Raw genomic sequence first — 11342 nt, 5'->3', positions numbered from 1 at the left:
GTTAGCCAATTTTCTTTAACCAAAGACTACCCCCCGGATTTGCCTTGAAATTTTCGATATGCGGCATTCGTGGGGTTAGATTGCGCGGTATATAATGATTGTTGAATACCTGAACTTCGTAGTCAGCGTTATTCATCAGGTAGGCACGTAACAGATATTGTTCGTTCCATGACCAGCCATTCCCGATGATCCAAGACTGGGGATATTCAAAACTGTCAAATATGTCGTGGAAATGTACGTGTACCCCAGGGGCAAGTCTTGGCAGAATCTCGAAAATTTCAAACAACACGTCGCTACCGGTTTTGGCAACATGGGTAGAATCAATGAAAAGGATATCCCCTGCCTCCAGATGTGTGAACAAGCTGGTCTCCACCTCCTGAACAATGCATTGCTTCAGTGTGTATTTTTGATGATCTTGCTTTTGGAGTAGCTTGTTAATCCCATAGGGGTTGGGTTGGATAAAAGTAATATCCATTTCATAGTCTAGCCAAAATTCTTGTGTGTCGAACAGGACAGCGGAGGAGAAACCAGAGCCAACTTCTATCACCCTTTTTGGGCGGATCCATTGAAGCATCGCCGACCAGACAGCTGCATCGGCGAATGGGAAGGACTGGTTCTTGGGTCCCCAATAGTATCGGCTTTTGTCTGAAGGATCATGGGGGAAAGAAATATTTTCCAGATACGGGACTAGTATTTCCCATATTTCGTGAAGCCTTTCAGGGTCGAGTTGAATCTGAAAAAACGGGTCTCGGATGTCAAATATCTGGTGACGTCTTCTTTCAATGTCTGCAACATCTATGACCGGAGAGTAATAATGACCTGGAGGGAAAGGCTGATTTCTTGCTATGCTGGCTCGTTCCGGTGTTTGTAGCAATTTTCTTAAACTTGCCGAGAGTTCCTTGGGGGGGGCAACATTACCAAAATAGGCAGATAATTCCCCTTCATGGGGAGGTCTGTGCATGAGCGCCAAAAACAACTCCCTGAAAAGCTTGTCATTTTGATCGCTCATCGGGGTCTCCCTTCATGCCATCTGGCGTTTTGGCTAATCATTCTATGTTGTGAGTTACTAAATTACGCTTTAGTTTTAGTATGTTAGGATTATAAGCCGTTTTTGCAACTATCGTTTTGAAATTCGAAGGTATCGCCGGATATTTGCCACCGCAACTTCTGGTCCGATATTTGATTATATAAGTTATGAAACGAATAGCGACCGGAGAAGCACGTTGAGCGAAAAGACCGAGGTTCGTCCATTTATACCCTTTGGGTGTCCGGATTTCGGGGACGACGAAGTGGCGGCTGTTAGCGACGTCGTTCGTTCTGGCTGGGTGGGGATGGGGCAACAGACGGTAACTTTTGAAAAAGAGTTGGCCAACTTCTGTGGTCGGCCCGAAGGCGTGCTTGTGAATTCATGTACGTCTGCCCTCTTCTTATCGTTGATTGTGCATGGCGTCGGTGTTGGAGACGAAGTAATCGTGCCAAGCTTGACGTGGTACGCGACGGCAAATGTAGCACTTTATGCGGGAACGACACCTATTCTTTGTGATGTTGACCCCGCCACGTTCAATGTGACACCAGACACTGTGAAGGCCTGTCTGACACCGAAAACTAAAGCGGTTATTGTCGTGCACTTTGGCGGGTATCCGGTAGATATCGCAGGCATCAGAAGTATCCTCCCGAGTTCGGTCGCACTCATTGAAGACGCAGCTCACGCAATGGGAGGCCGATACCTTGATGGCGGTCGTGTTGGCAGCTCTGGCAACATGGTGTGTTTTAGCTTCTATGCGAACAAAAATCTGTCTACCGGTGAAGGCGGGTTTATCGCCATCGATGACAAGGATGTTGCGGAACGTTTGCGCGGCTTGCGCCTTCACGGCTTGCACCATAGCGCTTGGCAACGGTATCAGACACCGTCGACAATGTTCACTGCCAGCCCGGTCGAGCTCGGGTACAAGATGAACTACACCGACCTTCAGGCATCGATCGGGCGTGTGCAATTAAAAAGGCTTGAGCAAATGCAGAAGCGACGCCTCGAGATTGCAGAGATCTATGCAGAATTTATTGCCGCTCTCGATATGGGAATCACACTTCAGGTGGGCGTTACAGGCGGGTTACACGCCCGACATCTTTTTGTGCTGACACTGGATGCCAATCATACGAAACAGTCGCGCAATGCTATTATATTAGCGTTGAGGAAATTGAGTGTTGGGGCCGCACTCCACTACACACCGATGCATACGCTACCGCTTTATGAAAAATATTGCCGCTTCTCGCTTAAGGGTGCCGATCTGGTCATGGATCGTATTCTAACCCTGCCGATCAGTGGTCGGATGACGACCGACGATGCGCATTATATTTGCCAATCGCTGCAAAAAGTATTGGGTGCGGCCTAAAATGCGCGTTGGCATTATTCAGTCCTCCTATCTTCCCTGGCGAGGGTATTTCAACTTCATTGATGATGTGGACCTATTTCTTTTGTTTGACGACGTCCAATACGTGAAACGTAGTTGGCGTACTCGCAATAAAATCAAGACGAGAGAAGGGACCCGTTGGATCAGTGTGCCCGTTCAGAAGATGCCGCGGGGGCATCTGATTTGTGACACACGTATCGACGGCACAGAGAACTGGAAAGAGCGCCATCTAAATCAGATACGGGAAGCCTATAAAGGAGCTCCTTACTTTGACAACTATTATGGTGAACTTGAGAACGAGCTTACAAAGAACCGGTGCTACTTGTCGGAACTCAACGAAGACCTCATTCGGTGGGTTATGGTTCATTTAGGTATTGAAACGGAGGTTCGCTCAACTGTTGGATTGGGGGCGACTGGTCAAAAGACTGAGCGGTTATTGTCAGTCCTCAATAAGGTTGGGGCTACAGAATATCTTAGTGGCCCGGCTGCCCAGTCCTATATTGAGCATTCGAGGTTTGAGGAATGCGGGATTTATCTTGAATATAAGTCCTATCAATATCCGGAATATTCACAACAGTGGCAAGGTTTTGCCGGGGATGTTACGGTTCTGGACTTGCTGTTTAATACCGGACCTGAAGCGCCGCTCTATCTCAAGAGCCAGGCTGAAAACATTGTGCCGCGCAGATAGGGAATTTAATGAACGTTACCGAGCAATATGGATTTTACGACCGGCTCTCCGGGCTTTTCCCCTCCCAGATTAATGTAGATGTAACTGAGGTATGTAACTTGGCGTGTGTTCACTGCCCGCATCCTGAGTTCAAGAAGGGAAACGTCTATACCGGACGCATGCTGGAGCCGGAATTGAATGCGCGCATGGTGGATGAGGTTCGCGAGCACGGCCAGGGCATCACCGGGTATATCCGGTATACTGCAGAGGGTGAGCCTATGGCCCACAAGCATATATTTGAGATGCTCAAATATGCTGTAGACCGTTCTGAAACAACGGTTTCAATTACCACAAACGGTACTCTGTTGGACGATGGCCGTCTTCACCGGCTTCTTGACACGGGCCTTCATGTGATTGACATCAGCGTTGACGCGTTTGAAGACGAAACCTATGAGCGTATACGTGTTGGTGGAAAGCTGGATAAGGTACGGTCAAATATACTTGCCCTTCTTGCCGCAGCAAAGAAACGCGTTATCCCGCCCAAGATAGTGGTTTCCTATGTTGAGCAGCCATTTAATGTCGATGAGACTGATAGATTCGAAAAATACTGGAAAGCTCAGGGGGTAGACTTTGTGGTGATTAGAAGACTGCACTCCTGTGCGGGCTTTCAGGAAGAGCGCGTTCACGAAATGGCTGAAGCGTCTCAAAGCCCCAGGCGCCCCTGCCTTTATCCTTGGGAGCGCATCGTTCTCAATCCACGAGGTTTTCTGTCTTTTTGTCCTGCAGACTGGACGAAAGGAGCAACGATTACGGACTACCGTCAGACAACAATAAAAGAAGTGTGGAGCGGGGAATATATGCGCAGCTTGCGTCAGGCCCACATTGACAATGATTTCACGAAACATTCCCTTTGTGGTGGTTGTCCGGACTGGGAGGCAACCCGCTGGCCCGAGCAAGGCCGATCATACGCCAACATGATTCAAGAATTTAAAGATACCGAATAGAGGTCGTCAGGCAGGATGGGGCAGGCAGACGAGGTACATAGTGGATTGGACAGTCGCGAGCTTACGGTTCGCGTCGACGCCAATCTTCGTGACGCTGAGCACTGGCAGGCTGCGGGAGACTTGGACCTGGCGGAGGTGTGCCTTAGGCGCGCATTTGAACTGACAGGGCATTCAGCTGAAATTTCTGAAAGACTGGCAAGCCTGCTTACCCAAAATAACAAGCTGGAAGATGCGCGGGAAGTCCTGCAGGCTGGCTTACACCAAGCCGTCCAGTCGGGTGATCTAGACCTGATCGTGCAATGCTATCGGCGGTGGCAATATTATACGACGCAAAGTGTAGGTGTTGAGGATTATCGCTTCGATTTTTTAGCCCTAGCTGGGATGGAAAGGGCAGTAGCTGATCTTAAAGCTCAACTGACAATCACCTCGATGGCGCAACAAGGTGAGGTCAATCCACTGCAGCCAAAGGTTCTCTATGTCGGCACAAATTTGGCACAAGTTGGCTCAGTACTCGCGAAAGTATTGTTGTCTATGATCGATGCACATGACACTTCCAAATTCGAGTTTGGGCTCGTGTTTACAGACGATGAAAAAAAGCTCTATAACACTGAAGAAACCGCAGCGCTTATTCACTTGGCCGAAGCAAAGGGGTGGATGCTTTTTCTCGAACCAGACCTAACCGTAACCGGGCGGGTTACCAAGCTTGCACGCCGCCTGCATGATTGGCGACCGGATCTGCTGGTTACCAATTGTGCGTTAGCATCCGCCGAGGGCCTACTCCTGTCAGCATCTCTACCCAATATCCTCAGATGCTCTCTTGTGGTTGGACCGCCGCCGCTTTTTGCCGCGCCCAACTCAGACTTTGTGGTCGCGAGCGATGAACGACTACTTATGGAGTGCCCCGTCGACGGGGTCGTAGTGCCGGTAGAAACGACCCTCCCTGATCGCGACGATGTCCAACCGGCTTACAGGTCCGAGATAGATATCCCCGCGACGGCAAGAATAGTGGTTGCTGCAGGCAGGTACACAAAGTTCAGCGCCCAATATTGTGACACTCTAGCCAAGATCCTGTCGGGGAATGAGCGGATCTTCTTGCTGACGTTGGGGATACCCAAAAACGAAGAAGAAAACTTCCTGGCGCGTTTTCCAAACCAGGTGGCGTCGAGAATTCGCATCGTACCTTGGGGACGCAATTATCTTGGTCATCTGATCTTGGGAGATTTGCTGATTGATACCTTTCCATCTGGGGGCGGCATAACGGTGCAGGACGCGATGGCTTTGGAAATCCCAAGCATATGTGTTGGGGACGATGTCAGGCGACCTTATAAGAGCGACCAATGGTCCGTAGCTTATAAATTTGCTTTGCCTGAACTCGTGGTTGCGCCGGGGAAGGAAGAAGGAATTGTATCTTTGGCGCTCGCATACATGTCGGATACAATTGATAGCGCAAGCCTTAAAGAGAGATGCCGAAGTCACGTTGCCGCATTACGTGGAGACCCGGTTCGGATGACGAAGTTACACGAAGAGGTATACAGCATGTTGCTTGAGCAACGGTAACTCAGATATCTGACATAGCTAGCAGAGAGCGGATTTCTTCAACGGAACACTCTTCTTTGACCCGCGAAAGACCAATATCCAACGACCAGTTGATCGGTGTTTTACCCCGCAGTAGATCACACAGATAGTTGATGTCGGCATGTGCCCCCAGCGACCAGGGGACAGTTGGTGTCGCGGCAAAGAGTTGACGCTTCAAGGACTGGATCTCTGTTTCGCTATCGACAAAGGGTCTCAGGAGTTCAGCTGCCTTTTCCAAGAAAAATTTCCCCATTCCAATAGCAGTAAAAAAAGACCGGGGATTTGCAGCCGCAGACACCAGCAGTAGAACGTCATCCATGACCGTTGCTCGGTCGGTTCCCCCTTTATGCCTTGGTTCAATGCTGGCCAAGTGCTTGTAATAGGAAGTAATAATTTCGATCCGTGATGCGCTGTATTGCTGGTTTGCTGTTTGTTGTGGCCCAAGGCGTGTAGCTGTTGTCGCAGCAGGCAGATAGATGAACGGGGAGATACGCAACAGTTTAAGCCACATATCGTAATCCTGCGTATACTTGAGGCTGGTGTCGAACTCACCTGCCTTCAGGTAAAGATCACGATGTACGACTGGCGTGATTCCGCTGATGATGTTCCTGGCGGACATCATGACCTTCAAGTTATCGTTTGTAGCAAACTGCAGGGGGCTGGCAGGATAGGGATAAATGGCGTCTTCCGCTGTTGTTGTGAAGGTAAGGTTGTTTGTGAAGGCAACGTGCTTCTCGTTGCCAAGTTTTCTAACCAACGCAGCATGAAGCGCAAGCTTCTGGTTAAGAAATAGATCGTCGCTGGAGAGCCATGCGATCCACTCGTTGTTGGCCTCCCGGATAGCTCGATTGAGTGCGGTGGCAACACCCCCGTTTCCTTTGTTGATGAGGTGAATGCGTTTGTCGTCGGCAGCCATTTTTTCAACGCGGGCGGGGCCATCGTCTGTGGAGCCGTCATTGACGACGATAACTTCCCAGTTTTCATAGCTTTGAGTGCGAAGAGAAAGCAGTGTTTCCTCAATAAATGGCCCGTGGTTGTAAAGTGGTGTCATCACGGAAAACGAGGGTCGTTGGGCTTGAGCTTTACCATCTCGAAACCAACATAGTGCTGCAAGGTCGTGTTCGCCCCGGTGTCTCTCATCCGCGTGTGAGAGAAATATCCATTCGTCCCCAAGCAACGGGTCGAGAAACTCCAAGTCTGCGAGTTTGGCGAGAATCACTATACAATATTCCGTCGCTGCGCCTTGGAGTGCAATGTTCTGCATTGCGGGGGTGAACGTCTGCGAGCCATGAAACACCAAGGTGCTGCGCATCTGCGGAATGGTATGATCATCAAACGACTGGCCGCGGTCGGCGATTAGCTGGCGGGCGCCATCAAGGTCTTCAAATAACCAGTTGGGCTCGCATTCAGCATTGCTGTGTGCATACTCGGTTGTGACGGTTGTTTCGCAGCTGGGCCGAGGGGAAGCCAATACATGAAGGGTGTCCAGATACTCTTGGCGGGGCAGGTCCGCAACATGGATGCGCTTATTCATCGTTCATGCTGACTCCAAAGGCTGTATTTGTGCGGTCACTTTCGATAGCTCGCGTATCATGGACGGAATATCCGGCGGTTGATCATAGCCCGCAGCCCGCCACAAGGAGAGGTTCATTTCCGTATTAGATGTGGAGAGCAGTCTGTTGCTGGGTTTGCCAGATGAGATCGGGTCTATAACAAGGTCTTGACGACCAAAAGACACCGCAATTTCCCTGAGTAAATCGGCTTTGTTGATTGTTGATCCAGGCACAAGGTGTTGGACACCTTGCCAGAAAATTTCCTGTTCGATCATACCTATCAGGACACGGGCGTAATGCAGATTGCTCACTCCATTCCACAGGTGATCAATGTACCCAGGCACGCGGTTGCCTTCGGGTTGACTAAGAAGCCAGCTCATAAGCGATACGGATGTTTCGGACCACTCCTGACCGACAACTGAACACCTGATGTGTGCCATGCTATCGGAGCATACCTCCCCCATGCTTTTTGTGGCGGCGTAGATGTCGGTTGGTGAGTGAAGGTGGTCTTCCCGAAAAGGGGCGTCATCACTCGAATACACGCAGTCCGTGGCGATCGCGATACATTTAACACGATACTTCTTGCACGCTAGAGCCAGCTTGAAGGCGAAGCTGGCGTTCACTTCAATGGCGCGCATATGATGCTCTAGGTTATCCACGTCGATCTTTTGGCGAATTAAACCAAGGCAATTGATGACATAGTCAAACCCTTCTACAACGCCTTCCTTAAACTGCAAACAATCGAAATGCTGCCATTGCAGGTTTGGTAAACCAAGCGGCGATGATTGGCTGTAGGTAGCTGTAACGTTGAAGTTGGCCTGTCGGGCGAGTAGGGAAGCTACTGCCCATCCCAACATGCCGGTGCCACCCAAGACCAAAACTTTTCGCTGTGCTTTCATTGCTGATATTTATCCTGGCCCTTCACATCTGGGCCTTGAGGCCCTCAAAGTGGCCTAGCAGTATCCGGCTAACGATTGAGCTTACATTTTCCACTAAATATTCCTGAGGAGCCCTCCACTCACTGTCCTCCGAAAGGCAGTATTTTACGGCTCTGGCTATCGAGAGAGGATCTACACCGGCGATGAAGTTACTACCTACATCAAGTGTTTCTGGACGCTCGGTAACGTCTCGAAGAGTCACGTTCGGCACCTTCAGGATTGCGCACTCTTCTTGTACTGTTCCGCTATCTGACAGGACGCAGAGAGCATGTTTTTGAAGGCTCAGAAAATCAATAAAACCAAACGGCTTCAAGAACTTAAGGGTGTCAGGCAGCTCTATGTTCAGCTCACTCAGTTTGGCTCTTGTGCGCGGGTGGCAGCTTACAACGATGGGCACCATGTATGCTTTTGCCAAATCATCTAAAGAGGCCACAATATTTTTCAGGCGATAGGGCACATCGACATTTTCGGCTCTGTGAAAGGTGGCCAGAAAATATCCTTTCTTTTTTAGATTCAAGGTATCGAGAGCTTTTGAAGAATCTATCTTCAAAGCCATACCACGAATCACTTCATGGATTGGATTGCCCGTTATATAAATCCGATTGGAGGATATCCCTTCTCGCAACAGGTTTTGCCGACTGTTTTCCGTATATGGCAACAGTATGTTACTCGAATGGTCAATGGCGCGGCGGTTGGTTTCTTCCGGCACTCTATTGTCAAAGCAGCGGTTCCCGGCCTCCATATGAAAAACCGGAATGCCTAATCGACTTGCAGTAAACGCGGCCATGCCGGAATCGGTATCCCCAAGAATTAGAATTCTATCGGGTTTTAGCCGCAGCATAGCTTCTTCACAGCCAGACAGAATTTCCCCTACGCGCTGTAGTGAAGTCTTGCCGTTGAGGCCAAGAAACTCGTCGGGTTTGCGGATGCCGAGTTCTTCGAAGAAGACCTGACTTAGTTCATGGTCGTGATTTTGACCGGTATGCAAAACCACATGGTCGCAGTTGGCATCCAGTTTCGGGATGATGCGTGAAAGGCGTATAATTTCTGGTCGGGTGCCTAAGATGGTCAAGATTTTCATCAGCGCCCCCAGTCTGCTAAGTGCTTGAACAATATAAGACCATATTGAATACAAGGCTCCAAGACAATTGTCGATGCCTAGGTCCACAATCTTGGTGATACGGGGTTCTTCATTTGTATAAAAAGAGCGGACCCTGAAACGAAAGATTGCAGGATGTCGTCGCGGTGTTCTGACAAAAATGCGTCCGCGACAATTCTTGGTCCCTGCCCCCATGCGTGGACATAATCATCAATGACAAGCCAGCCATTTTGGGTCAGGTGTGGACACCAGTTCCGAAGGTCTTGTGATACGATTTTCTGATCGTGGTTTCCATCGATATGCAGGAGTGCGATCCGGCCCGCATATTGGGTCTCGCCAAACTCGACAGTTTTAATCCGTAAGTTCTCAGCATATTTGGCGTGAGCTGCTGCTGACGCGGCACGGATATAGTTGATATGGTTCGGTACGAGCGCAAGCATGTTGCAAATGAAGTGACGCCAAACCTCATCCATGTCGAAAGTCAGCATTGCCTTGTTGACCCCCTCGTCCTCCTCCTGAAAGGTATTTGTATTGGCCCAGGGGTCGATACAAAGCAGGTTGCCTTGCCCGAAATGGCGGGATAGCATTGCAAGCGCCGTTGCGGACTTTCCGCACCAGACGCCAATTTCAATGATGTCTCCCTTGGGGACGCTGTCGAAAACATCGATGAATGCCGCAATCTTCTCTGTGCTGCACCAGCCGGGGATTTTAAGGGTCTGATAGTAGATCGGCGTTATTTGCGCGCGGGCGAGCTTACAGGAGCTACTTTTGCTGTGATAGAGGTTGACGAGAGCTTCGGCAGAGCGAAAGGACGTAAGATCGTCTTGCCATCCATTGTTTGAGATAAGTGACGCACGTGTCGTTTCTGTTGCACAGATATCGTTTATCTTTTCATAAACCAATGGATGGCAACAGTAAATTTCGTCTATGTCCAGTTCTTTCAGACCTGCAAGCAGTCGCTCTGTAAAGTCATGTGCGTTGAAAAAAGGTAACCGCAGCCACCCGCTAGCAAGCTCTTTCGTGGGTTCAAGCGTGAGGGAGGAGGCACCAATCACCGTGTGCCCCTGGCTTTGGCAAGCCTTGGCAAATTCTATTGATGCTGGTGGCCCGAACGGAAATACCAGAATTGTTTTTTCTGTGTGGCTCATTTTAGATGCTCATACCAGAGTTTGTTAAAACTAAAACATGGTGAGTATACACATTGTGGCTAATGTAAGTTTCTTGATGTCTGTCGGCCCTAGTCGTCATGGTTTGCATCATCTTCATGTTTTGAGGTGAATGGCAATAACGGGAGAATAAATGTGATTATGGCTGCGGAAAGGCCCGCTGGTTTTTTTGTGTTGGGTATGCCCCGGAGTGGTACGTCCTTTGTTGCTCGAGCACTGACGCGGCTCTTGGATTGTGAGCTGGTAAGGATAACCCACGCGCTGACGGAGCCGAGTATAACAGATGGTCACAGTTCTTGGCATAGCCCTCAGCTTTCAGTGGAAAAACTGAAGCAGCAGGTAACGCGGACGACACCATTTGTGGCACACTTTCACCCTTCTGCTACACCGGCACTTGCCTATCATGCTAATAGGGAAAACGTGGCCGTTGTCTTTAACCGGCGAAATCTTGTTGACTGTCTTTTGAGTTGGCACCACGTGATGGTGAAGCAAGCTCATGCACGCAAGGAAGAAATAGACGCCATAGGGCAGGCGTTGTGGGCACCACTTCAGATTTCTTCCTGCGCCTTGCAGCGATATTTGGAGGTTTCAGCAGACCAGCAACTGGCCTTTCTAATAGAGAATGTAGCGCCTTGGTATATTCAGTATGTCGCCAACTGGGAAAATTCCTTCCGCAAATTTAATCGTTTATTGGTGATAGATTATGCAGCCTTGAAACGGGATAATGTGGCGCTTCTGCATAATGTCAATGAGCGCTTTTCTCTCGGTATTAGCAGTAAAGCGATTTGTGAATATTCCAGAGCGAACCCCCGGAAGGAGTGCTCTGTTCCGAGCGGTCTTGTTATGGGAAAGCTCGAAATGGAAAAGCTGTATGCTATGGCGGCGAGAATTCATGGTACAGATTTTGCTTCCCGTCTCCTGATTGACTGAGG

At 49.5% G+C, this 11342-nt stretch carries 10 protein-coding genes; 5 read left to right on the top strand and 5 right to left on the bottom strand.

Features of this window, described 5'->3' with window-relative positions; translation table 11 throughout:
- Position 1: 1 nt before the first annotated feature.
- Positions 2-1009, bottom strand: coding sequence for a class I SAM-dependent methyltransferase (locus ACOOGA_RS07485; protein WP_420430192.1), 1008 nt, complete (start codon positions 1007-1009; stop codon positions 2-4).
- A gap of 214 nt (positions 1010-1223) precedes the next feature.
- On the opposite strand from ACOOGA_RS07485, the gene ACOOGA_RS07480 reads away from it, so the two are divergent.
- The 4 genes from ACOOGA_RS07480 to ACOOGA_RS07465 are packed head-to-tail and all read left to right on the top strand — an operon-like array spanning position 1224 to position 5636.
- Positions 1224-2390 (top strand): DegT/DnrJ/EryC1/StrS family aminotransferase, encoded by a 1167-nt coding sequence (locus ACOOGA_RS07480; protein ID WP_420430190.1) that lies wholly within the window; start codon positions 1224-1226, stop codon positions 2388-2390.
- A gap of 1 nt (position 2391) precedes the next feature.
- Positions 2392-3096, top strand: a complete 705-nt coding sequence (locus ACOOGA_RS07475) for a WbqC family protein (protein ID WP_420430188.1) — start codon at positions 2392-2394, stop codon at positions 3094-3096.
- 8 nt (positions 3097-3104) lie between these two features.
- On the top strand, positions 3105-4079 hold the full coding sequence (locus ACOOGA_RS07470; RefSeq protein WP_420430186.1) for a radical SAM/SPASM domain-containing protein: 975 nt from the start codon (positions 3105-3107) through the stop codon (positions 4077-4079).
- A gap of 15 nt (positions 4080-4094) precedes the next feature.
- Positions 4095-5636, top strand: a complete 1542-nt coding sequence (locus ACOOGA_RS07465) for a hypothetical protein (protein WP_420430184.1) — start codon at positions 4095-4097, stop codon at positions 5634-5636.
- A 1-nt stretch (position 5637) separates the two neighbouring features.
- Here ACOOGA_RS07465 and ACOOGA_RS07460 read toward each other — a convergent pair whose 3' ends face one another.
- The 4 genes from ACOOGA_RS07460 to ACOOGA_RS07445 form a co-directional block, all read right to left on the bottom strand.
- Positions 5638-7188, bottom strand: coding sequence for a glycosyltransferase family 2 protein (locus ACOOGA_RS07460; RefSeq protein ID WP_420430182.1), 1551 nt, complete (start codon positions 7186-7188; stop codon positions 5638-5640).
- A 3-nt stretch (positions 7189-7191) separates the two neighbouring features.
- Entirely contained in the window at positions 7192-8106 is a 915-nt protein-coding gene (locus tag ACOOGA_RS07455) for a sugar nucleotide-binding protein (protein WP_420430180.1), read from the bottom strand.
- Between the two features lie 22 nt (positions 8107-8128).
- A complete protein-coding gene (wecB, locus tag ACOOGA_RS07450) occupies positions 8129-9226 on the bottom strand; it encodes a non-hydrolyzing UDP-N-acetylglucosamine 2-epimerase (RefSeq protein ID WP_420430178.1) in 1098 nt (365 codons plus the stop codon).
- A 77-nt stretch (positions 9227-9303) separates the two neighbouring features.
- Positions 9304-10392, bottom strand: a complete 1089-nt coding sequence (locus tag ACOOGA_RS07445) for a class I SAM-dependent methyltransferase (RefSeq protein ID WP_420430176.1) — start codon at positions 10390-10392, stop codon at positions 9304-9306.
- A gap of 159 nt (positions 10393-10551) precedes the next feature.
- On the opposite strand from ACOOGA_RS07445, the gene ACOOGA_RS07440 reads away from it, so the two are divergent.
- Positions 10552-11340, top strand: a complete 789-nt coding sequence (locus ACOOGA_RS07440; RefSeq protein WP_420430643.1) for a sulfotransferase domain-containing protein — start codon at positions 10552-10554, stop codon at positions 11338-11340.
- Positions 11341-11342 lie beyond the last annotated feature (2 nt).

Source organism: Kordiimonas sp. (assembly GCF_965216265.1).
Taxonomy (GTDB): Bacteria; Pseudomonadota; Alphaproteobacteria; order Sphingomonadales; family Kordiimonadaceae; genus Kordiimonas.
Note: the sequence above shows the minus strand (reverse complement) of the source record. Positions and strands in the feature narration are given on the sequence as shown.

Excerpts from the sequence above, each read along its gene's own strand:
- ACOOGA_RS07485 (WP_420430192.1), bottom strand. The coding sequence starts at position 1,009 with ATGAGCGATCAAAATGACAAGCTTTTCAGGGAGTTGTTTTTGGCGCTC.
- ACOOGA_RS07475 (WP_420430188.1), top strand. The coding sequence starts at position 2,392 with ATGCGCGTTGGCATTATTCAGTCCTCCTATCTTCCCTGGCGAGGGTAT.
- ACOOGA_RS07470 (WP_420430186.1), top strand. The coding sequence starts at position 3,105 with ATGAACGTTACCGAGCAATATGGATTTTACGACCGGCTCTCCGGGCTT.
- ACOOGA_RS07465 (WP_420430184.1), top strand. The coding sequence starts at position 4,095 with ATGGGGCAGGCAGACGAGGTACATAGTGGATTGGACAGTCGCGAGCTT.
- ACOOGA_RS07460 (WP_420430182.1), bottom strand. The coding sequence starts at position 7,188 with ATGAATAAGCGCATCCATGTTGCGGACCTGCCCCGCCAAGAGTATCTG.
- ACOOGA_RS07455 (WP_420430180.1), bottom strand. The coding sequence starts at position 8,106 with ATGAAAGCACAGCGAAAAGTTTTGGTCTTGGGTGGCACCGGCATGTTG.
- wecB (WP_420430178.1), bottom strand. The coding sequence starts at position 9,226 with ATGAAAATCTTGACCATCTTAGGCACCCGACCAGAAATTATACGCCTT.
- ACOOGA_RS07445 (WP_420430176.1), bottom strand. The coding sequence starts at position 10,392 with ATGAGCCACACAGAAAAAACAATTCTGGTATTTCCGTTCGGGCCACCA.
- ACOOGA_RS07440 (WP_420430643.1), top strand. The coding sequence starts at position 10,552 with ATGGCTGCGGAAAGGCCCGCTGGTTTTTTTGTGTTGGGTATGCCCCGG.